Genomic DNA, 21,976 nt, shown 5'->3' with positions numbered 1-21,976 from the left:
TCATGCAACTCGAATACTTTCACATGATCGATCGCATCGTCGACCTCAAGGTCGACGAGAAGACGATCGTCGTCGAGGCCCAGGTCCCCAAGGAGAGCACCGTCTTCGAGGGGCACTTCCCGGGCTATCCCCTGATGCCCGGCGTGCTGCTGATCGAATCGATGGCACAGGCCTCCGGCTTTCTCCTGCTTGGCGTGCTCAAGTTCGAGCGCATGCCGATTCTCGCTGCCGTGAAGGAAGCCAAGGTCCGCGGCTCGGTGTTTCCGGGCGACCTCATGACGCTCGAGGCGAGCGTCGCCCATGAGGGCTCGGGCTACGCGATGACCGAGGCGAAGCTCCGGGTTGGCGGCAAGCTCCGTGCGAACTCGAGCCTCACTTTTACGCTGATCCCCTTCCCCAATTCGGATATGCGCGGATACATGGACGCGGTCGCAACCCGCGTCGGCTTTCCGCAACAGGCCGTTTCGCCATGACTGACACCGCTTCGAAGCCGGGCCAGACCGAAGTCTGGATCACCGGTATTGGTCTTGCCACCTCGCTTGGCGAAGGGCTCGACGCCAACTGGGCCGCGCTCCAGGAAAAGCGCATCAATGTCGACGAGACCGGCTTTGCGCCCTTCATCGTGCACCCGCTGCTGCCCGTCTCCTTCGACAGCCAGATCCCGAAGAAGGGTGACCAGCGCCAGATGGAAGCCTGGCAGCGCATCGGCGTCTATGCCGCGGGCCTCGCGCTCGACTCGGCCGGCATCAAGGGCAACAAGGATATCCTGTCGAAGATCGACATGGTGGTGGCTGCCGGCGGCGGCGAGCGCGACCTCAACGTCGACACCGGCGTACTGAACGCTGAAGCCAGAGGCGCCAATGCCCCCGGCTTCCTCAACGAGCGGCTGATGAGCGATCTCCGGCCGACGTTGTTTCTGGCCCAGCTCTCCAACCTGCTCGCCGGCAATATCGCCATCGTCAACGGTCTCGGCGGCACCTCCCGCACCTTCATGGGCGAAGAGGTTGCAGGCGCCGATGCGCTGCGCATCGCGCTGTCGCGCATCGCCTCGGGCGAGAGCGACATTGCGCTGGTCGGCGGCTCGCATAATGGCGAGCGCAAGGACCTGTTGGTCCTCTATGAATTCGGCGACTTCAACCTGAAGGACAAGTTCGCTCCGGTGTGGGCGCGCAAGGACCACGCCGGCTTCGCGCTCGGCTCGGCCGGCGCCTTCCTTGTGCTGGAATCAAAAGCGCACGCGGAAGCGCGCGGCGCCAAGCCTTACGCAAAACTGTCAAGCGTGGTGACCGATCTGGCCCGCCGCAAGCAGTCCGGCGACATGGAAGCGACGCTGGAGAAGCTCTGGGACAAGCTGCCGAAGCGCGCGGGCAAGGGCGCGATCATCTCGGGCGCATCAGGCGCAGAGCCGGCGACCTCGGAGGAGCGCGACTTCCTGAAGAAGCACGCCGACTTCCCGGTACGCGCGACCGGTACGATGTTCGGGCACACCATGGAAACGCAGTTCCCGCTCGGGATTGCGCTCGCCGCGCTCTCGATCTCGCGTGGCGCGCTGTTCCCGCCGAACGATTCGACCGGGACCGAGATTGAAATGCAGGGGGCGCCCACCCAGATTGTCGTGGTGGGAGCCGGACACTGGCGCGGCGAAGGCATGGCGCTGGTCGAAGCGGTTGACTAGCTTCATCGGGGGACGATCGACATGACTGCACCACGCGACAAACTCGGGCGTCCCGTCGTCGTCGTCACCGGCATGGGCATCATGACCTCGCTCGGTGCCGGCAAGGCCGACAATTGGTCGAAGCTCGTTGCAGGCGAATCCGGCATCCGCACCATCACGCGCTTTCCGGTCGACGGCCTGAAGACCACGATGGCCGGCACGGTCGATTTCGTCAGCGTCGATCCGTTCTCCTCGACCGGCCTGTCCGAGCGGATGGCCGAGCTCGTCACGGAGGAAGCCCTCGAGCAGGCCGGCATCGGCGCCAAGGGCGATTTCCCGGGCCCGCTCTTCCTCGCGGTTGCGCCAGTCGAAGTGGAGTGGCCGCAGCGCCGCGAGCTCGGCCGCACCGTGGGCGCGCCCGACTTCACTTACGACGATCTCTTGCGCATCTCCGGCGGCGGCAAGTTCAGCGCCTATCATCATCGCTTCATGTTCGGCTCGGTCGCAGCCCACCTCGCCGAGACCTTCGGCACCAAGGGCTCGCCGATCTCGCTGTCGACGGCCTGCGCATCCGGGGCGACCTCGATCCAGCTCGGCGTCGAGGCCATCCGCCGCGGCGAGACCGATGCGGCGCTGTGCGTCGCCACCGACGGCACCGTGAATCCGGAAGCGCTGGTGCGCTTCTCGCTGCTGTCGGCGCTGTCGACCCAGAACGATCCGCCGCAGGCGGCCTCCCGCCCCTTCTCCAAGAACCGCGACGGTTTTGTCATGGCCGAAGGCGCCGGCGCGCTTGTGCTGGAGAGCTACGAAGCAGCTCTCGCGCGTGGAGCAAAGATTCTCGGCGTGATCGCCGGCTGCGGCGAGCTCACCGATTCCTTCCATCGCACCCGCTCCTCGCCCGACGGCAAGCCGATCATCGGCTGCATGAACAAGACGCTGGCCGATGCCGGCATGACACCCGACCAGATCGACCACATCAACGCGCACGGCACCGCGACGCCCGAGAACGACAAGATGGAGTTCAACACGACCTCGGCCGTGTTCGGCGATCTCGCGCAGAAGATTCCGGTCACCTCCAACAAGTCGATGGTCGGGCACACCATCTCGGCGGCCGGCGCGGTCGAGGCGATCTTCTCGCTGCTGACGCTCGAGCATCAGCGCATTCCGCCGACCATCAATTACGAGACGCCGGATCCCACCATCCTGTTCAACGTGGTCGGCAACAAGGCGCGCGATGCCCGCGTCACCGCCGTGATGTCGAACTCGTTCGGCTTCGGCGGCCAGAACGCCTCGCTGATCCTGACCCGCGAACCGGCCTGACCAACGCAGCATGGCGCTGATTCCTGTCAGCACGAAGATTCGCGCGCGCAATGCAGCCAAATCGATCGCCGGAGGCCTGATCGGCGCCGCCACCGTCGGCATGCTGCGCACCACGCGCTATTTCGACCCGGTCAAGACCTCCGACTTCTTCGCACGCGTCACCAAGCTGATCGGGCCGCGCCTGCGCGAGCATCGCATCGGCCGCGCCAATCTCACCGCGGCGTTTCCCGACAAGTCGCCCGAGGAGATCGAGCAGATCCTGATGGGCGTGTGGGACAATCTCGGCCGCGTCGGCGCCGAGTTCGCCCATATCGACCATGTCTGGGATTACGATCGCGCGCATCCGGAACGCAGCCGGATCGAATTGTCGCCGCGCACAATCGAGCTGTACGACCAGATCCGTGACGACGGCAAGCCGGCGCTGATCTTCGCCGCGCATCTCGCCAATTGGGAATTGCCCGCGCTCGCCGCGCCCGCGCACGGACTCGATGCGGCGATCCTTTACCGCCGGCCCAACATCGCCTCTGCCGACCGCATCATCCAGGAGATGCGCCAGGTCAATATGGGCACGCTGATCCCGGCGGGCCGCGACGCGCCCTTGCGGCTCGGACAGGCGCTCAAGGACGGCAAGCACGTCGCCATGCTGGTCGACCAGTATCTGACCGGCGGCGTCGAGGTCACCTTCTTCGGCCGCAAGACCCGCGCCAACCCGACCTTGGCCCGCCTGCTCCGCCAGGTCGAGTGCCCGATCCACGGCGTGCGCATTATCCGCCTGCCAAACTTCCGCTTCCGCGCCGAGCTGACCGAAGAGATTCCCCCGGTGCGCGACGCCGACGGCAAGATCGACATCCAGGGCACGATGCAGGCGATCACGAGCGTGGTCGAAGGCTGGGTGCGCGAGTATCCCGAGCAGTGGCTGTGGCTGCACCGGAGATGGCGGTAGTTGCTCCGTCATTGCTGGGAGCCGGGAGCGCGCCTTATACTCGGTGTCATCGCCCGGCTTGACCGGGTGATCCAGTATTCCAGAGGCTTTCGTTGGAGAGTTCGCTCTCACAATTGGCGCCTCGGCGTACTGGATGCCCCGGTCAAGCCGGGGCATGACAAGGACTACAATATCCCCTCGCCCTCACTCCTCCGGCAATCCCGCATCCACCTCGGCCTGCACGACACGTTCCCAAGCCGCGACGCAGATCGGGCTAGCGTTCTTCATCGGCGGCCAGACGCTTTGCCTGTTGGTGCCGGGCCGCAGGCGCAGGCCCTCCGCGATCGCCGCCCTCGCCTCCTCGTCCCGGCCCAATCTCTGATAGGCGGCGGCGAGCAGGAAATGCGAGCGGCCGGTGCCCGGCGTGATGGCGATCGAGCGCTGCAGCCACGGCAGCGCCTCCTCGTAGCGGCCCATCAAGGCATTCGCCGTGCCTGCGCCGAGCAGCCAGGTCCAGCGCGAGGCCGGCGGCGTGTCGTAGCGATCGGCCTCTTGGAATGTCGTGAGCGCATCGTCGAAGCGGCCGAGATAGATCTGGCCCAAGCCGATCAGGTAGAGCGCGGCGCCGTCCCAGGGATCGAAGCTCAACGCCTTGGCGCAGGTGACGAGGCTTTCGACGAAATGGTTGGTCGCGCTGAGGAAGCGGCAAGAGGCCTCGAGCACCGGGATCGAATTCGGCCTCGACCGCAACGCCTGCTCCAGCGTCGCATTGGCCTTGGCCTCGACAATGGGCGCTTCCTCCGGGCTGAACCAGACCATCTGGATGCCGCGCATCTGCAGCGAGGCGAGCGCGACCGCGATGTCGAGATTGTCAGGGTCGTCGTTCAGCACCTTCTGCAGCATGGCCTGCGCCGCGCCAAAACGCTCGCGCGTGGTCTGGTTGATCGAGGCGAGCGCCTGCTCGACCGCCACCTTGTCGCCGCCCGCCGACATCATGCGGCGCGCCGATGACGATGCACGCGGCTCCAGGATTTCATTGAGGCGGCGCGCCAGCACATGGCCGACGCCCGCTGCGAGCCGCGCCTGCGCAAGCTGCACGTCCACCGCCTCCGCGCTGACCGACGCTGTGGCGACCGCTTGAACCTCGCCACTGCCGGTCTTGATCATGCGCGCGCGCAGCGTCCAGGACTGGTCGGCAAGCTGCAACTCGCCGCGCAGCTCGTAATCGGATGAGGTGGCAGGCGCGGCCGGGCTTCCGCTGCTCGCGAGCGCCGCCACGACGCTGATGTTCTGGATCCTGGCAAAACCGTCGGTCAGACGGCCGGTGACCTCCGCTGCCATCGCCACGCCGCGGGAATCGTTGCTGGCATCAACGATCGGCATTACGGCAATGCGCGGCGGCGTCCGCTTGAACAGCAGGTCCGGCTTCAGCACCGGCGCGGCCACCGCAAGCCCCATCACGATCACGCCGAGCCCCGCCACCGCGGCGGCGGCGGCACGACGGCTCAAACCGAACATGGCGCGTTTCTGAGCCGCAGGGTGGGCCGTAACCACCGCCTCGGGGTTAGGCGGGCTCACGTCGATCCGAGCCGGCGGCGCCGCCTCGGCCTGCGCCGTGACGTCAGGCGTGTCCACGACTTCCGCCGCCAGCAGATAGCCGCCGCCGGAGGCGAGCTTGATCAGCTGCCGCCGTTCGTCGCCAAGCGCGGCGCGGAGCTCGCGGATGCACTGGAACAGGCTGTCCTCGCCGACATGGACGTTCGGCCAGACCGCCTCCATCAGCTCCTGCTTGCTCAGCACCCGGCCGCCGCTGGCTGCAAAGAGCCGCAGCATCTCGAATGTCTTGGGCCGGAGTTTGATTGCAACGCCATCGGCCGAGCGCAGCTCTGCGCGCTGCTGGTCCAGCTCGAAGCCGGCGAAACGAAGCAAGCGAACCCCCAACACGTCTCTCAAGGCGGCTCATATAGCCGAAGTCTGGCGAAAATGCCCGAAAATCGGCCCTGAAACGCAAATATCAGAAACTTTCAGAAACTAGCCAACCCCTTATCAGGACACCACTCCACGCCCGATGCGAAGACTCCCATCGAGGACTCGGGGACCTGCGTGTTGGGGGAAGTGGTGAAGACCGGGAAAGATTGTTTCAAAGCCGGCAGCCGTCTGCGGGCCGCGCTGCTGACGTCGTCGGCGCTGGCCCTGGCCTGGGCGCTGCCGGCCGGGCCCTCGCGCGCCGCGTCGAATGGCACCTGGCTCGCCTCGCCCACCAGCAACGATTACGGCAACGGCGCCAACTGGGACGGCGGCTTCGTTCCGCCGGCCACGGCCTCGTTCGGCGCTTCGAACACCACGAGCCTGGCGATTTCGAGCGCCAGCGTCGGCGGTTGGACCTTCAATGCCGGCGCCTCGAACTACGTCTTCAACGTCAATAACGAATTAGACTTCACGGGCGCCGGCATCACTGTCAACGGCGGCAGCGCCACCATCATCAACAAAGACTTCCTGCAATTCTTTGGCAACAGCACGGCGGGCACCGCCTCTATCACCAACAACAGCTTCACCGTGCTGTTCTTCAACATCAACAGCACGGCAGGCGACGCGACCATCACCAACGACGTCAACGGAACTCTGTCTTTCTACGACGCCAGCACGGCTGGCAGCGCCACCATCACCAACAGCGGCAACCTGCGTTTCTTCGCTGCCAGCACGGCCGGAAACGCCACCCTCATCAACAACGCCGGAGGCTCCGTCGACTTCTCGCTCAGCACCGGTCCGAACGGCGACGGCAGGCTGAGCGCCGGCTCGATCGCGGGCGCCGGCGCTTACAACCTGGGCGCCAATGAGCTGACGGTCGGCTCCAACAATGCCTCGACCGAGGTCACCGGCATCATCTGGGGCGCCGGCGGCTCGCTGGTCAAGACCGGCACCGGCATACTGACCCTGTCGGGCGCCAACAGCTATACCGGCGGCACCACGATCAACGGCGGCACGTTACAGCTCGGCAGTGCCGGCGGCGTCGGCTCCATTGTGGGGACCGTCAACGTCGGCGCCAGCGGCACGTTCAGCGTCTTCAACGCCGACACCAGCGGCATCACCAGCATCTCCAACGGCGGACACACGTTCTTCCAGAACGCAAGCAGCGCCAGCAGCGCCACCATCACCAACGGTGGGGTCCTGAAATTCAACGACACGAGCACCGCCGGGGCCGCCACCATCACCAACAGCGGCAACCTCATTTTCAGCAATTCGAGTTCGGGGGGCAGCGCGACTATCATCAGCAACAATAACCGCCTGTATTTCTACGATACCAGCACTGCGGGCAGCGCAAACATCACCAACAGCGGCATGAGCATCGCCGATTTCTTCGACAATGCTACGGCCGGCAACGCCACCATCACCAACGGCTACTACCTGTTTTTCTTGGGCAACAGCACGGCCGGAAACGCTGTTATCACCAACAACAATTACCTGTCTTTCGAACAAAACAGCACGGCAGACCACGCTACTCTCACCAACACTGGATCGCTGGTATTCTTCCACAACAGCACAGCTGGCAGCGCGACCATTACCAACTCCAATGTGCTGGCTTTCCGCGACGGCTCGACGGCCGGCAGCGCTGTCATCACCAACAATGCCGGCGGAACGACCTCTTTCCGGGAGAATTCGACCGCCGGCAATGCGCAGCTGATCAACAACGCCGCCAATGCCGTCTTCGACTTCTCCGGCAGCACCGGCCCGAACGGCGACCACAAGCTCAGCGCCGGCTCGATCGCCGGCAACGGCATCTTCCGTCTCGGCGCCAACGAGCTGACGGTCGGCGGCAACAATTCGTCGACCGCCGTCAGCGGCGTGATCGCCGATGGCGGCGCCTACGGCGGTGCCGGTGGTTCGCTGGTGAAGACGGGCACCGGCACGCTGACGCTGTCAGGCACCAACACCTATACCGGGGGCACCACCTTCGCCGGCGGCACGGTCAGCGTCTCCTCGGACGCCGATCTCGGCGACCTCGCGGGCAGCCTGACCTTCAAGGGCGGCACCTTGCAGATATCAGGCACGACATTCACCACCACCGCACGCACAATCACCCTGGGGGTCGGCGGCGGCACGCTCGATATTGCTGACGCAACCAACAATTTCGTCATCAGCCAGAATCTCAGCGGCGGTGCGCTGACCAAGTCCGGCGCCGGCGCGCTGAGCTTGGCCGGCGCAGCCAATCTTTCGGCCCTGACGATTGCCACCGGCACGTTGGCGTTCATCGGCAACGCCACGGCCGGCAACACCACGATCACCAACAACGCCTACTTGAAATTCGGCGATACCAGCACAGCCGGCGGCGCGACCATCAGCAACAACTCTCTGTTGACATTCGCCGACAGCGCCACGGCCGGCGGCGCCACCATCAACAACAACGGTGGGTTGGGGTTCACCAACGGCGCCACGGCCGGCAATGCGATCATCAGCAACAGCGGCAACGTGGTTTTCACCAACGCCTCGACGCCCGGCAACGCGCGGCTCACCAACACCACGTCCGGCGCCGTCTTCGGCTTCATCACCCGCGGCCTGAACGGCGACGGCAAGATCAGCGCCGGCTCTATCGCCGGCAACGGCCGCTTCAATCTCAACGGCGCGGAACTGACGGTTGGCGGCAACAATCTGTCGACCAATGTCATCGGTGTCCTCACCGGCGACGGAAGCATGACCGGGACATCGCTGGTCAAGGTCGGCGCCGGCACGCTGACGCTGTCGGGCATCAACACCTATATCGGCGCGACGATCGTGAACGGCGGCACGCTGGCGGTAAACGGCTCGATTGCATCCTCCAGCAGCCTCACCGTGAACACCGGCGGCACGCTCAGTGGCACCGGCACCGTCGGCAACACGACAATCGCGAGCGGCGGCACGCTGGCGCCGGGCAATTCCGTCGGCACGCTGACCGTCAGCGGCAATCTCGCCTTCGGTGCCGGCAGCTTCTACCGGGTCGAGGTCTCCACCACCACCGCCGACCGGACCAATGTCTCGGGCACCGCGACGCTCACCGGCGCCACCGTGCAGGCGGTGGCGATCCCCGGCAGCTTCCGCAGCCAGACCTACACCATTCTCAATGCGAGCGGCGGCCTCGGTGGAACGCAGTTCGCCGGGCTGAGCGTCAGCGGCAGCTTCAGCCCCGCGCGCAATCCGCACCTCACCTACGATCCGAACAACGTCTATCTCGTGCTCGATCCCGGCGCGATCGTGCTGCCGGCGGTCACCGGCGCCAACCAGAGCAACGTGGCCGGCGCCATCAACGGAGCCGTCGCGGGCGGCGGGACGCCGCCCGCCGGCTTCGACGCGCTGCTCAACTTGGGCCAGCCGCAGCTCAACCACGGGCTCAGCCAGGTCTCCGGCCAGCCCGGCGCCGCCGGCACGCAAGCCGCGTTCAACGCCACGCAGCAGTTCGTCGGCATGCTCGACCCGTTTGGCGGTGGCGGCACCGACGGCGAGCGCGGCGCAAGCGCTGGCGACGGCGGGACTCTAGGCTACGCCTCCACCGCACCAGATAACGCCAGGGTGCGCGAAGCCTACGCCGCGGTGACGCCCCGCGGGGCCAGCGGCGAAATCATCGACCGCCGCTGGGGCGTCTGGGCCTCCGGCTATGGCGGTGCCAGCACGTTGAACGGCAACGCCGCGGCAGGTTCGACCACCACCACCAGCCACATCTACGGCACCGTCGTGGGCGCCGACTATCGCGTCTCCCCGAACACGCTGCTTGGCTTCGCCCTCGGCGGCGCTGGCTACAATTTTACGCTGTCGGACAGTCTCGGCGGCGGCCGCGCCGATCTGTTCCAGGCCGGCTTCTACGGGCGCCACACATTCGGGCCAGCCTACCTCTCCGCGGCACTCGCCTACGGCTGGCAGGACGTCACGACAGATCGCACCGTTACGGTGTCAGGCACCGATAAGCTCACTGCGAATTTCAAGGCGAGCACCTTCTCCGGCCGCCTGGAAGGCGGTTGGCGCTTCGCACCGATCCCCGCCTCTACCTTCGGCGTGACGCCTTACGCGGCCGCACAAGTCACCACCTTCCACCTCCCCGGCTACGGCGAGAGCGCGATCGTCGGCAGCAACCAGTTCGCGCTCTCCTACTCGGCGCAGGACACGACGAATGTCCGCACCGAGCTCGGCGCCCGCACCGACCAGCGCTTCCTCGTCAGCGACGGCGTGCTGACCTTGCGCGGTCGGCTCGCCTGGGCTCACGACACCAATACCAACCGGCTCGTCAGCGCCGCCTTCCAGACGCTGCCCGGTGCGGCGTTCACCGTCAGCGGCGCGCAACCGGCGGCCGACTCCGCGCTGGTCGGCGGCCGCGCGGAAATGAAATGGAAAAATGGTTTCTCGCTCGTGGGCACGGTCGAGGGCGAGTTCTCCCAGAGCACGCAGACTTACACGGGCAAGGGCACGGTGCGGTATGAGTGGTAGGAGGCGCTGCGCGCGGTATTACGCCCGCGCGCCGATTAAGCCAGGCCGGATCGCGACTTAAGCACCGCCACCGCGGACAATCCGCAGGTGGCGTTTCTACTGTGCATGGGGTTGTTTTAGCGAATTTGGTTTGTCGGGGCTGGTCTCGAGCCTCTACCGCCCCGTCTTCACCTTGGTCCAGAGCCGGTTGATGATGCGCTGGGTGGCGGGATCGCGGGCGGTGATGACGAACAGCTTTGCGAGCGTCGCCTCATCAGGATAGATGTTCTTGTCGCCCAGGATCTTCGGGTCGATCAGCTTTTGGCTGGCAAGATTGCCGTTGGCGTAGGACAAAAAGTCCGAGTTCTTGGCGGCGACGTCGGGGCGATAGAGATAGTTGATCAGCTCGTAGGCTTCCTTGACGTTCTTGGCATCCGCGGGGATCGCGAGATTGTCGAAGAACATCTGCGTGCCCTCCTTGGGAATGGTGTAGCCGATCTCGATGCCGCTCTTGGCCTCGGCCGCGCGGGCGCGGGCCTGCATGATGTCGCCGGACCAGCCGACCACGAAGCAGATCTCGCCGGTCGCGAGCGCGCTTAAGTATTCGGACGAATGAAACTTGCGCACGGACGGGCGGACTTTTGCGACGGCGTCCGCGGCCTTCTCGAGGTCGGCCTGCTTGGTCGAGTTCGGATCGAGCCCAAGATAACTCAGCGCCGCCGGAAAGATGTCGTCGGCGGAGTCGAGCATATGCACGCCGCATTCTTTGAACTTGGCGAGGTTCTCCGGCTTGAAGACGATGTCCCAGCTGTCGATCTTGGCGTCGGGGCCGAGGATCTGCTTCACCTTGGCGACGTTGTAGCCGATGCCCGTTGTGCCCCACATGTAGTTCGCGGCGTAGACGTTGCCCGGGTCGTAAGTGGCGAGGCGCTGCGTCACCACCGGCCAGGCATTGGCGAGGTTCGGCAGCTGCGACTTGTCGAGCTTCTGGAAGATGTTCGCCTTGATCTGGCGCTGCAGGAAATAGGCCGTGGGCACCACGACGTCATAGCCGGACTTGCCGGCCATCAGCCGCGTCTCCAGCGTCTCGTTGGCATCGAAGGTGTCGTAGACCACCTTGATGCCGGTCTCCTTGGTAAAGTTCTCAAGGACATCCGGCGCCATGTAGTTCGACCAGTTGTAGAAGTTGACGACGCGCTCCTCGGCGCCCGCCCCTTGCGAGAGCAACGTCAGCGCCGCGGCGATCGCAAGACCAAGGCGAAACCTCGACCGGCTGACGTTGGTCATCTCTGTCTACCTCTTGCGTCCGCGTATCGCGTCCGACAGCCGCTCCAGCGCGGTGTCGAGCGTCTGGTCCTTCTTGGCAAAGCAGAACCGCACCACCGAGGTCACAGGGTCCTGCTCGTAGAATGCCGAGACCGGGATCGCCGCGACCTTGTAGTCTTTCACGATCCGCCAGCAGAACTCGGTATCGCTCTCGTTGAGCCCGAGCGGCGACAGGTCGACGGTGAGGAAGTAGGTACCTTGCGACTTCAGCACCGGGAAGCCGAGGCTCTCGAGGCCCCTGGTCAGGCGATCCCGGCTCCGCGTCAGGTCTCTCCGCATCGACAGGAAGTAGTCGTCGGACTTGCCGAGGCCGTAGGCCACGGCGGCCTGCAGGTTCGGTGCGGTGGTGAAGGTCAGGAACTGGTGCACCTTGGCGGCAACGCGCAGCAGCGGCGGCGCGGCGCAGACGAAGCCGATCTTCCAGCCCGTCAGCGAGAAGATCTTGCCGGCCGAGCCCACCTTGATGGTGCGCTCACGCATGCCGGGGATGGTGATCAGCGGGATGTGCTTGTGCTCGTCGAAGGTGACGTGCTCCCAGACCTCGTCGCAAATCGCGATGACGTCGAACTCCTGGCAGTACCGTGCCAGGAGCTCGAGGTCCTCGCGCGGATACACCACCGCCGACGGATTCAGGGGATTGTTGAACAGCACCGCCTTGGTCTTCGAATTGAAGACGCTTTTCAGCATGTCCTCATTGAGTCGCCAGTGCGGCGGCTCGAGCCGCACCAGGCGCGGAATGCCGCCGGCCTGGCGGATGATCGGCAGGTAGGAATCATACACCGGCTGGAAGCAGACCACCTCATCGCCGGGCTGCACCACCGCCAAGATCGCCGAGGTCAACGCCTCGGTGCCGCCAGAGGTCACCATCACCTCGCTCATCGGATCGAGCTTGAGGCCATGCCAGTGACTGTAATGGGTCGCGATCGCCTGGCGCAGCTCCGGGATGCCCATCATCGACGGATACTGGTTGTAGCCGTTGAGCGAGGCGTCGGCCGCGGCGCGGCGGATGTCCTCGGGGCCGGGATCGTCGGGAAAGCCCTGGCCGAGATTAATGGCGGCATTGTCGCGCGCGGCCTGCGACATCGCCTCGAAGATGGTGACAGGAAGGTCGGCGAAGACCTTGTTCAGGGAAGAGCTTTTGGACATCGACCCGATCAGCCACCGACCTTGCTGGGAAGCCCCGCCGCCTTCCAGCCAAGCATGCCGCCGGCCAGATGCTTGTCGTAGGGCAGGCCGGCCGCTTGCGCCGCCAGCGAGGCGGTCACCGAGCGCTTGCCGGAGCGGCAGGCGAACACGACGTCCTTGCCTTGGGGATCAGGGATTGCCTTGGGATCGAAGGTCGAGAGCGGCACGACCACGCCGTACGGGTAAGCCTCGGCCTCGACCTCGTTCGGCTCACGGACGTCGACCAGCAGATAGCGCCCTTCCGCGACACCCTTGGAGACCTCGTCCGGGGTCAGATCCTGTACTTGATTTGCCACATCATCCTCCAAAGTCGGGGTCGCTCGCCGGAGTGATCCCGGCCGGCGGCAACCTCGCCTCTCGGCAAGCGAAAATCAAGCGCTACAAAGGCTTGAGCTGCCTTGCGCAAGTTAAAGCTAAATCGCAGCGACTTGAAGCGCGGCTTTGAATCCGGCCGCTAGATCGTGACTTGCGTGCCGACCTCGACGACGCGCCCCGAGGGGATCTGGAAATAGTCGGTGGCATCGTTTGCCGAACGGCTGAGCGAGATGAACAGCCGGTCCTGCCAGCGCGGCATGCCCGAATGGGCGGCAGGCTTGAGCGCCCTGCGCGACAGGAAGAACGAGGTCGACATGATGTCGAACTGCCAGCCGAGCTTGCGGGCGATGGCAAGGGCCTTCGGCACGTTGGGCGATTCCATGAAGCCGAACTTCAGCGTCACCTTAGAGAAGGTCGGCGAGATCTGCTCCAGCCGGACGCGCTCGGCCGGATCGATGCGCGGGGTCTGCGCGGTCTCGATCGTGAGAATGACATTCTTCTCATGAAGCACTTTGTAGTGTTTCAGACTATGCATCAGCGCGGTCGGCGCGCTCAGGGGATCGCTGGTCAGGAACACCGCGGTTCCAGGGACCCGCTGCGGTGGCCGCTTTTCCAGCATCGCCACGAGGTCGGCGAGCGGAAATTCGAGCTTGCGCGACTTCTCAAACAACAGCCGGCTGCCGCGCCGCCACGTGTACATCAGCAGGATCATGAGGGAGCCGAGCGCGAGCGGCACCCAGCCGCCCTCGAACACCTTGAGCAGGTTGGCGGCGAGGAACGTCAGGTCGAGGAACAGGAACGGCGCGATCAGGGCCGCGGCTCCCAGCGGAGACCACTTCCAGGCCTTCCAGATCACGACAAAGCCCATCAAGCCGGTGACCACCATGGTGCCGGTCACGGCGATGCCGTAGGCCGAGGCCAGCGCGCTGGAGGAGCGGAACAACAGGACCATCAAGATCACGGCAACCAGCAGCAGCTGGTTGATGCGCGGGATGAAGATCTGGCCGGAATGGGCTTCGGATGTATGGCGAATTTCAAAGCGCGGCAGCAGCCCGAGCTGAATCGCCTGCCGCGTCAGCGAGTAGGCGCCGGTAATGACGGCCTGGCTGGCGATGACGGTGGCCGCGGTGGCAAGCACGACCATGCCGCCGCGGAACCAGCCTTGGGGGAATAGCTGGAAGAACGGACTCTCGATCGCGGCGGGATCGCCGAGCACGAGAGCACCCTGCCCCAGATAGTTCAGCGCCAGCGACGGCAGCACGACGAACAGCCAGGCGGTCTGGATCGGCCGCTTGCCGAAATGGCCGAGGTCGGCATAGAGCGCCTCGGCGCCGGTCACGGCGAGAAACACGGCGCCCAGCGTGACGAAGCCGATAATGCCGTGGTGGAGCATGAAGGATACGGCATAGAACGGGTTCAGCGCGAGCAGCACCTGCGGCTGCCGGATGATCGGACCGATCGCCGCGATCGCGATCACCGCGAACCAGACGCACATCACGGGTCCGAAGAACGCCGCGACGCGGGCCGTGCCGCGCGACTGCACGGCAAACAGGACGACCAGGATCACGACGGTCAGCGGAACGATGTAAGGCTCGAATGTCAGCGTGACGTCCTTCATGCCTTCGATTGCCGACAGCACGGAGACCGCCGGTGTGATCACGGCATCGCCATAGAACAGCGCGCCGGAAATGATACCGAGGAGGACGATGGTCGCCCCGCCGGTGCCGACCGCGCGCTGGGCCAGCGCCATCAAGGCGAGCGTGCCGCCCTCGCCGTTATTGTCGGCGCGGAGCAGGATCACGACGTATTTCAGCGTCACCACGACGACGAGCGCCCACAGAATCAGCGAGACGACGCCGAGGACGGCGACCGTCGTGGGCGCGCCTTCCGCGCCCGATGCCGCCATCACCGCCTCGCGAAACGCGTAGAGCGGGCTGGTGCCGATATCGCCGTAGACGACGCCGATGCTACCGAGCGTCAGCGCGCCGAAACCGACCGTGGTGTGGGCGTCGCCACGCCCATTGGCCGCCGCCGTTTCCGGGGCGGGAACTGCTACGTCACTTGTCATGGGAGAGCCTGGTGGCCTCTAAAAAATGCTTCACTGCACAACGGCTGAAGAGAGCGCGCGGCTTATAGTCCTGCGCTGCCGGCATAGCCTAGCCCGATTTTGGGCCCTTGGCATGCAAAATTCACATAGGTCCGCCATTGCGTCCTATTTGCCCTCAAATGGTGACTTGGGTTCCGACTTCAACCACCCGGCCGGTCGGAATCTGGAAATAGTCGGTGGCGTCGTTGGCCGAGCGGCTGAGCGCAATGAACAGGTGGTCCTGCCAAAGCGGCATGCCCGATTGCGCCGAGGCCTTCAGCGAGCGCCGCGACACGAAGAACGACGTCGACATGATATCGAACTGCCAGCCCTGCTTGCGCGCGATCGCGAGAGCCTTGGGCACGTTGGGCTGCTCCATGAAGCCGAAGCGCAGGCGCACCTTGGAGAACTTCTCGCTGATCTTCTCCATCTTGAAGCGCTCGGAGAGATCGACCCGCGGCGTGTGCGCGGTCTCGATCGTCAGGATCACGTTGTGCTCATGCAGCACCTTGTTGTGCTTGAGATTGTGCAGCAGCGCGGTCGGCACGAAAGCGGGATCGCTGGTCAGGAACACCGCCGTGCCCTTGACGACGTGCGGTGGCCGCTTCTCCAGGCTGCGGATCAGGTCGTCCAGTGGCACCTCGATCCGGCGCGTCTTCTGGATCAGGATTGCCGAGCCGCGCCGCCAGGTCCAGATCGTCCCCGCCATCGTCGCACCGAAAAGGAGCGGGACCCAGGCGCCTTCCAGCAGCTTCAGGAGATTGGCGCTGAAGAAGGTGATGTCGACCATGACGAAGGGCAGGATCACCACCGCAGCGGTCGCAGCCTTCCAGTTCCACAATTTCCAGATCACCACAAAGCCCATGATGCCGTCGGCGACCATGGTGGTGGAGACCGCAATGCCATAGGCCGAGGCGAGATTGCTGGGCGTGTGGAACAGCAGTACCAGCAGCATCACGCCGATCAGCAGCAGCCGGTTGACCCGCGGCAGATAGATTTGGCCGGCATGGGTCTCCGACGTGTAGCGCACCTCGAAGCGCGGCAAGAGGCCGAGCTGCACGGCCTGATAGACCAGCGAATAGGCACCGGTGATCACCGCCTGGCTCGCGATGACGGTCGCAGCAGTCGCGAGCCCGACCAGCGGCAGCACCAGATGCTCGGGCACCATGCGATAGAATGAATGCTCGATCGCGCCGGGATCGGACAGCACCAGCGCGCCCTGGCCGAAATAGTTGATCAGCAGCGAGGGCAGCACGAAGAACATCCAGGCCGATTGGATCGGCTTGCGGCCGAAATGACCGAGGTCGGCATAGAGCGCTTCACCGCCGGTCACGGCGAGAAACACGGCGCCAAGCGTCACCAGGCCGATCGTGCCATGCGACAGCAGGAATTGCAGCGCGTAATAGGGATTGATCGCAGCCAGCACCGACGGGTCGTCGGCGATGTGAATGACGCCCAGCACCGCGAGACATCCGAACCAGACCACCATCACCGGTCCGAAAGCCGAGGCCACCAGCGCCGTGCCCTTGCTCTGCACCGCAAACAGCAGCACCAGGATCAGCACCGTGAGCGGCACGACATAGTGCTCGAACGCCGGCGTTGCGAGCTTGAGTCCGTCGACCGCCGAAAGCACCGAGATCGCCGGCGTGATCATGGAATCGCCGATGAACATCGAGGCGCCGACCACGCCGAGCGCAAGCAGGAACCAGCTCCGCCGCCCCAGCGCGCGCTGGCCGAGCGCCATCAAGGAGAGCGTGCCGCCCTCCCCGTTATTGTCGGCGCGCAGCAGCAGCAACACGTATTTGGCGGTGACGACGATCAGCAGCGCCCACAGGATCAGCGACAATACGCCTAGCACCATGATCCGCGTCACCGGCGCGCCGTGCGCCGCGCCCCTCACCGCCTCGTGAAACGCGTAAAGCGGCGAGGTGCCGATGTCGCCGAAGACAACACCGATGCTCCCAAGCGTGAGGGCCCAAAAACCTGATGTGACCGGCCCCTCCTGGATCTCGGCCTGTGTGATGCTCGCCGTCATGCGGGTGGAAAACGTTTCGTCCCTGGAATTGATCCGGCGCCTTTCGACGCTTCAGGCGCGCCTGTCAATCGGCCCGACACCATAGCAGGCGCCGCGGCAGATGCTGTGACGGCGCAGCCACGTTCGCCAGCATGGAGACTGGCGGCGTGAGGTAAAATGGTAGCGCAAGGAATCTAGGGCTTCAAGTTCGGCGGCAGCGGCGGATCTTCGCGCATCAGAGTGATGGTCACGCGGCGGTTCGCCGCAAGCGATGGATCGTCCGGGAACAACGGCTGGGTATCCGCCTTGCCGGAGACGGCAAAGATGTGCGACGGCGGCAGGCCCTCACGCTCGAGGATCTGGCGCACCGCGTTGGCGCGATCGGCCGACAGGTCGAAGGCACCATAGTCGCTGCGCGTCGGCACGAAGCCGGCCGCGGTGTGGCCCGCGATCGAGACGCGCAAGGGCGTGGCCTTGAGCGGGACCGCGAGCTTCTCGATCAGGCGACGGGTGCGATCGTAAGGCACCTTGGATCCATCCGCGAACATCGAGCGGCCGTCCTGGTCGACGATCTCGAGGTTGAGGCCCTGCTTGGTCTCCTCGAACATGACGTGCTTGGACATTTCGGTCAGTTCCGGCATGTCCTGCAGCGCCTGGCGCAACGAGGCCGCGGCCAGTGCAAAATTGCGATCGATCTTCATCTTCGCGCCCTGCGTGCGGTCGCGATCTTCCTGGTCCGGCGTCGGCGTGTTGGAGGCGTCCTCGGGCTCGATGTGATCGACGTTCTTCAGCCGCGGCCGGGTCGGCAGACCGTCGGACTCGACGATGCCGGCGTAGCGCGCCTCGCTCTGGACGCCGAAGGCGTCACGCATGGAGCCTGCGACGACCTTGAGCTTGTTGGCATCCTGGGTCGAGAATGCGACGAGCATCACGAAGAAGCTCATCATCAGTCCCATCAGGTCGGCGAAGGTCACGAACCAGCCGTGACCGCCTCCGTGAGCATCGCCGCGCTTCTTCTTGGCCATATCTCGATATCCGGACCGGGCAGCCTTATGCCGGCACCGGCTCGCCTTCGGCGTGGCGATGCTTCTCCGGCAGATAGGCCAGCAGCATTTCGCGCACGAGCGTCGGGCTCTTGGAGTCGCGGATCATCAAGATGCCGTCGATGATCAGCGTGCGGTTGGTTTCCTCGTCGAGCAGCTTGCCGTGCAGCTTGTCGGCGATCGGCAGACAGAACAGGTTCGCCACCAGCGCGCCGTACAGCGTCGCGAGCAGGGCGGTCGCCATGAACGGGCCGAGCTTGGAGGGGTCGGTCATGTTCGCGAACATCTGCACCATGCCGATCAGGGTGCCGATCATGCCGAACGCCGGGGCGCAGTCGCCGATGGCACGATAGATCTTGCTGCCCTCGTCGAGGTGCATGAGGAAGTTGTCGCGATCACGCTCGAGATTGTCGCGGATGAAGTCGAGGTCGTAGCCATCGGCGACGTAGCGGATGCCCTTGGCGAGGAACGGCTCGTCGGTCTCGACCTTTTCGAGGCCGACCGGGCCCTGCTTGCGGGCGATCTCGGCGATGCGGGCAAGCTCGTCGACGAGGTCGTGCGCCGACAGCCGGCTCATGGTGAAGGCGAACTTGGCGCCGAGCGGCAGGCCGTGCATCAGCGCGGACAGCGGGAAGCGGATCATGGTCGCCGCGGTCGAGCCACCGAAGATGATGATCATCGCATGTTCGGAGATGAACATGTGGAGATCACCGCCCAAGAGCATCATGGTGGCGATGACGCCAAAGCCCACCACAAGGCCCACGCCGGTCATGATATCCATGGCAGACTCCAACGCGAACGCAACAACGGCCATCCTGGCCGCTGGCACGGCCCAACCCGAACCGCATCGGAAACCCTAGAGTGGCGCCCTTAAAGCCGCGTAAAGGTTAAGTTCATCCGATGCGACCGAGCGGCGCAACGCGACGGAACAATCGTGGCTTTGCCGTTCTGCGACATGAATCTCAACACTTTGCTAACCATAATTGAGGCGCGTCAGGACGACAGTTCCGTCAACTCCAGGCTGAGCGCGCGCAGGCGGCGGCGCGCATCGGCATCATAGGCCTGCGGATTGGCGCGTGCCTCGTTCATGCCGTTGAAGAACAGGCCGCTTCGAGCGGCAACGTCGTCGCCCTCGACCAGATGCAGGATCGCCGCGCCGCCCTGCTCCACCGTCGACATCGGCGTCATGCCGCCGGCGCGCACCATCGTGGTGTTCATATAGGTCGCCGGATGCAGCGCGTTCACGGTGATCCGGTCGCTTTTCAATTCCTCCGCGAGATCGATCGTGAACATGATCTGTGACAGCTTGCTCTGCGCATAGGCGCGCGAGCCGCTATAGCCCTTCGTGATCATCACGTCGTCGAAATCGATCGGATGCTGGCCGAGGGACGCGACATTAATGATGCGCGAGGGCGCGGCGGCCTTCAGCAACGGCAGCAGCAAATGGACCAGCAGGAAGCCTGAGAGATAGTTCACGGCAAAGCGCAGCTCGTGACCATCGCGGCTCTCCTGCCGTTGCGGCCCGTCATTCTGCGAGCCGATGCCGGCGTTGCTGACGAGGACGTCCAGGCGTTTGTGGTCACGGATCACAGCCGCCGCAAGCTCGCGCGTGCCTGCCATTGACGATAGATCGGCCTGATAGAAGGTCGGCGCGGCGTGGCCGGCCTTCACGATCTCGTCGATCAGCGTCTTTGCGCGCTCAGCGCTCCGGCCATGGATCAGGACATCAGCGCCTTCGGCGGCAAGGCGGGTTGCAACATAGCGTCCGACACCATCGGTCGAGCCTGTGATCAGCACCGTCTTGCCGCGCATGTCCATGGTGTACTCCAGGCCAGAGCATGATCCGGAAAAGTGTGAAGCGGTTTTCCGACGAGATCATGCTCAAGGGAAAAACCTAAAGCGCGATGATCATTGCGCCTTAGTGGATCTCCGCCGAGCGTTTCAGCGCGGCCTTGAGCTTCTCCAGCGAGAAGTCGGGGCTGCGCGCGATCTCGAGGATCGGCGTCTCGCGGCGGCCGCAGAGCTCGGCGGCCTCAGGCAGTCTCGCAGCAACGTCGAGCGGGATCACGATGGCGCCATGCCGGTCGGCGTGGATCAGATCGTCCGACCTCACGGTCATGCCGGCGACGCGCACCTCGCCGCCGAAGCTCTCGGCATGCACCCATGCATGCGACGGGCCGATCGAACCGGCCAGTGCCTGGAAACCAGGAGCCCATTGCGGGATGTCGCGAATCGAGCCGTCGGTGATGACGCCCAGGCAGCCGAGCGCCTTGTGCACATTGCTTTGCACCTCGCCCCAGAACGCGCCGTAGCCGACGTCGGGGCCGTCGATGTCCTGGATCACCGAGATGCGCGGACCGTGGCCGGTTCCGACATACTCATAATATTCGATGCGGCGCTTCGACTGCTCCTCGGCCGGGAGCGAGGATTTCAGGACCGAGCGGATCGCAACCGTGCGGGCATAGCCGACGATCGGCGGCAGATCCGGGAACGGGCAGACCAACTGTTTGGTGGTGTAGCCGATCAGGCGGCGCTCCGGCGCCACGATCTCCATGGCATTGCAGATCGTCGGCGTGTCATAGCGGCCCAGCGCTTCGAGGACGGAAGCGGGCAGCGGCCCGGTCGCGGAATTGGTCACGGCGTTCTCTCCCAGATTGGCGGCTGATTGACGCGATGCCGCCGACACAGGGCGATATAGCCGAGATCGGGCCTCAACCCAACCGAGGTGCCCTCATGGCAGATATCCGCGTGCGATCGCTCAGTGCAGCCGTCCGGGCCGGTCGCCGTCGTGCGACGGCTCGGACAGGCTTGTCAGTGTCGGCGCCGCCGGCGGCGACGGGACCTCGCCGCTGGGCGACGGGGTGGCCCGCATCGCGCGCGCCTGGTCGCGGTAGGATTTGTAACCGAGCGGCAAGGCAAGCAGATACAGCACCGTGCCGATCGACAGCACATACCAGGGATAGCTGATCAGAAGCGCAATGAAGAAGATCACCGCGACGAACGCCGGCAGCACGAGCTCGGGAGGCACCCGCATGCGCATGCTCTTGCCTGAGAACACTGGCAGCCGCGACACCATCAGGAAGGCGATCAGCAGCGTGTAGCCGGCCGTCAGAGCCGCGGGCCAACGCCCGAGATCCAGGAACGCCGCATAGATCGGCAACATCACGGTGATGGCGCCGGCCGGCGCCGGCACACCGGTGAAGAAATTGGCGGCGAATGCCGGCTTGTTCGGATCATCAAGCGTGGCGTTGAAGCGCGCGAGCCGCAGGCACATGGAGATCGCAAACACCATGGCCGCGATCCAGCCAGCATTGCCGAGCTCGTGCAGCTGCCAGAAGTACAGCATCAGTCCCGGGGCGACGCCGAAATTGACGAAGTCGGCGAGGCTGTCGAGCTCGGCACCGAACTTGGACTGACCTTTGATCAGCCGCGCGATGCGGCCATCGATGCCGTCGAGCGCGGCCGCGAACACGATGGCGTAGACGGCCAGCGTCATCCGCCCCTCGATCGAGAGCCGGATCGCCGTCAGCCCGGCGCAGATCGCCAGCAGCGTGATGACATTGGGCACCAGCATCCGCACCGGGATCGGGCGGAACCGCCGGCGGCGAATATCTGGATCTCGGTCGTCGTAGGGCGTCATTGGCTCGTCCTTACCTCTGGGCGAGATATAGCAAGCCGTGCT

16 protein-coding genes are annotated in these 21,976 nt (G+C 64.9%); 5 read left to right on the top strand and 11 right to left on the bottom strand.

Going from position 1 to position 21,976, the window contains the following annotated elements:
• Positions 1-2 precede the first annotated feature (2 nt).
• Genes HYH07_RS07395 through HYH07_RS07380 form a run of 4 tightly spaced genes read left to right on the top strand, consistent with a single transcriptional unit; the run spans position 3 to position 3,917 of the window.
• Positions 3-473: a 3-hydroxyacyl-ACP dehydratase FabZ family protein gene (locus HYH07_RS07395; RefSeq protein WP_220001881.1), complete on the top strand. Its 471-nt coding sequence runs from the start codon at positions 3-5 to the stop codon at positions 471-473.
• The gene (locus HYH07_RS07390) at positions 470-1,675 is read left to right on the top strand and encodes a beta-ketoacyl-ACP synthase (protein ID WP_220001880.1); all 1,206 of its coding nucleotides are present in this window, start codon (positions 470-472) and stop codon (positions 1,673-1,675) included. The genes HYH07_RS07395 and HYH07_RS07390 overlap by 4 nt, the downstream gene beginning before the upstream one ends.
• Before the next feature lie 21 nt (positions 1,676-1,696).
• Positions 1,697-2,974, top strand: coding sequence for a beta-ketoacyl-ACP synthase (locus HYH07_RS07385; RefSeq protein WP_220001879.1), 1,278 nt, complete (start codon positions 1,697-1,699; stop codon positions 2,972-2,974).
• A gap of 10 nt (positions 2,975-2,984) precedes the next feature.
• The gene (locus HYH07_RS07380; protein ID WP_220001878.1) at positions 2,985-3,917 is read left to right on the top strand and encodes a lipid A biosynthesis lauroyl acyltransferase; all 933 of its coding nucleotides are present in this window, start codon (positions 2,985-2,987) and stop codon (positions 3,915-3,917) included.
• Between the two features lie 183 nt (positions 3,918-4,100).
• Here HYH07_RS07380 and HYH07_RS07375 read toward each other — a convergent pair whose 3' ends face one another.
• Positions 4,101-5,825 (bottom strand): tetratricopeptide repeat protein, encoded by a 1,725-nt coding sequence (locus HYH07_RS07375; RefSeq protein WP_220001877.1) that lies wholly within the window; start codon positions 5,823-5,825, stop codon positions 4,101-4,103.
• A gap of 189 nt (positions 5,826-6,014) precedes the next feature.
• Here HYH07_RS07375 and HYH07_RS07370 point away from each other — a divergent pair, with 189 nt between their 5' ends.
• Entirely contained in the window at positions 6,015-10,346 is a 4,332-nt protein-coding gene (locus tag HYH07_RS07370) for an autotransporter domain-containing protein (protein WP_220001876.1), read from the top strand.
• 153 nt (positions 10,347-10,499) lie between these two features.
• Here the strand turns inward: HYH07_RS07370 and HYH07_RS07365 are convergent, their stop codons facing one another.
• The 10 genes from HYH07_RS07365 to HYH07_RS07320 all read right to left on the bottom strand — a co-directional run bounded on the left by HYH07_RS07365 (position 10,500) and on the right by HYH07_RS07320 (position 21,934).
• Positions 10,500-11,612, bottom strand: a complete 1,113-nt coding sequence (locus HYH07_RS07365; protein ID WP_220001875.1) for a polyamine ABC transporter substrate-binding protein — start codon at positions 11,610-11,612, stop codon at positions 10,500-10,502.
• A gap of 6 nt (positions 11,613-11,618) precedes the next feature.
• On the bottom strand, positions 11,619-12,797 hold the full coding sequence (locus tag HYH07_RS07360) for an aminotransferase (protein WP_220001874.1): 1,179 nt from the start codon (positions 12,795-12,797) through the stop codon (positions 11,619-11,621).
• Between the two features lie 8 nt (positions 12,798-12,805).
• The gene (locus HYH07_RS07355) at positions 12,806-13,132 is read right to left on the bottom strand and encodes a rhodanese-like domain-containing protein (protein WP_026202463.1); all 327 of its coding nucleotides are present in this window, start codon (positions 13,130-13,132) and stop codon (positions 12,806-12,808) included.
• A 158-nt stretch (positions 13,133-13,290) separates the two neighbouring features.
• Positions 13,291-15,219, bottom strand: a complete 1,929-nt coding sequence (locus HYH07_RS07350) for a potassium transporter Kup (protein WP_220001873.1) — start codon at positions 15,217-15,219, stop codon at positions 13,291-13,293.
• Positions 15,220-15,373: 154 nt separating this feature from the next.
• Positions 15,374-17,272 carry a potassium transporter Kup gene (locus HYH07_RS07345; RefSeq protein ID WP_220001872.1) on the bottom strand — a complete coding sequence of 633 codons (1,899 nt, stop codon included), beginning with the start codon at positions 17,270-17,272 and terminating at the stop codon, positions 15,374-15,376.
• A 173-nt stretch (positions 17,273-17,445) separates the two neighbouring features.
• A complete protein-coding gene (locus tag HYH07_RS07340; RefSeq protein WP_220001871.1) occupies positions 17,446-18,276 on the bottom strand; it encodes a flagellar motor protein MotB in 831 nt (276 codons plus the stop codon).
• A 25-nt stretch (positions 18,277-18,301) separates the two neighbouring features.
• The gene (locus HYH07_RS07335; protein WP_057759060.1) at positions 18,302-19,075 is read right to left on the bottom strand and encodes a motility protein A; all 774 of its coding nucleotides are present in this window, start codon (positions 19,073-19,075) and stop codon (positions 18,302-18,304) included.
• Between the two features lie 212 nt (positions 19,076-19,287).
• Positions 19,288-20,112 carry an SDR family NAD(P)-dependent oxidoreductase gene (locus tag HYH07_RS07330; RefSeq protein ID WP_220001870.1) on the bottom strand — a complete coding sequence of 275 codons (825 nt, stop codon included), beginning with the start codon at positions 20,110-20,112 and terminating at the stop codon, positions 19,288-19,290.
• A 100-nt stretch (positions 20,113-20,212) separates the two neighbouring features.
• On the bottom strand, positions 20,213-20,932 hold the full coding sequence (locus tag HYH07_RS07325) for an RraA family protein (RefSeq protein ID WP_220001869.1): 720 nt from the start codon (positions 20,930-20,932) through the stop codon (positions 20,213-20,215).
• A gap of 120 nt (positions 20,933-21,052) precedes the next feature.
• Positions 21,053-21,934: a phosphatidylcholine/phosphatidylserine synthase gene (locus HYH07_RS07320; RefSeq protein WP_220001868.1), complete on the bottom strand. Its 882-nt coding sequence runs from the start codon at positions 21,932-21,934 to the stop codon at positions 21,053-21,055.
• Between the last annotated feature and the right edge of the window lie 42 nt (positions 21,935-21,976).

This window comes from Bradyrhizobium sp. BR 10261, from assembly GCF_019455395.1.
GTDB classification, from domain to species: Bacteria; Pseudomonadota; Alphaproteobacteria; order Rhizobiales; family Xanthobacteraceae; genus Bradyrhizobium; species Bradyrhizobium manausense.
This window is presented reverse-complemented; position numbering and strand designations above follow the sequence as displayed.

What these genes read in the sequence shown, in the direction of transcription:
- HYH07_RS07395 (WP_220001881.1), top strand. Translation starts at nt 3, where the DNA reads ATGCAACTCGAATACTTTCACATGATCGATCGCATCGTCGACCTCAAG.
- HYH07_RS07390 (WP_220001880.1), top strand. Translation starts at nt 470, where the DNA reads ATGACTGACACCGCTTCGAAGCCGGGCCAGACCGAAGTCTGGATCACC.
- HYH07_RS07385 (WP_220001879.1), top strand. Translation starts at nt 1,697, where the DNA reads ATGACTGCACCACGCGACAAACTCGGGCGTCCCGTCGTCGTCGTCACC.
- HYH07_RS07380 (WP_220001878.1), top strand. Translation starts at nt 2,985, where the DNA reads ATGGCGCTGATTCCTGTCAGCACGAAGATTCGCGCGCGCAATGCAGCC.
- HYH07_RS07365 (WP_220001875.1), bottom strand. Translation starts at nt 11,612, where the DNA reads ATGACCAACGTCAGCCGGTCGAGGTTTCGCCTTGGTCTTGCGATCGCC.
- HYH07_RS07360 (WP_220001874.1), bottom strand. Translation starts at nt 12,797, where the DNA reads ATGTCCAAAAGCTCTTCCCTGAACAAGGTCTTCGCCGACCTTCCTGTC.
- HYH07_RS07350 (WP_220001873.1), bottom strand. Translation starts at nt 15,219, where the DNA reads ATGACAAGTGACGTAGCAGTTCCCGCCCCGGAAACGGCGGCGGCCAAT.
- HYH07_RS07345 (WP_220001872.1), bottom strand. Translation starts at nt 17,272, where the DNA reads ATGACGGCGAGCATCACACAGGCCGAGATCCAGGAGGGGCCGGTCACA.
- HYH07_RS07340 (WP_220001871.1), bottom strand. Translation starts at nt 18,276, where the DNA reads ATGGCCAAGAAGAAGCGCGGCGATGCTCACGGAGGCGGTCACGGCTGG.
- HYH07_RS07335 (WP_057759060.1), bottom strand. Translation starts at nt 19,075, where the DNA reads ATGGATATCATGACCGGCGTGGGCCTTGTGGTGGGCTTTGGCGTCATC.
- HYH07_RS07330 (WP_220001870.1), bottom strand. Translation starts at nt 20,112, where the DNA reads ATGGACATGCGCGGCAAGACGGTGCTGATCACAGGCTCGACCGATGGT.
- HYH07_RS07320 (WP_220001868.1), bottom strand. Translation starts at nt 21,934, where the DNA reads ATGACGCCCTACGACGACCGAGATCCAGATATTCGCCGCCGGCGGTTC.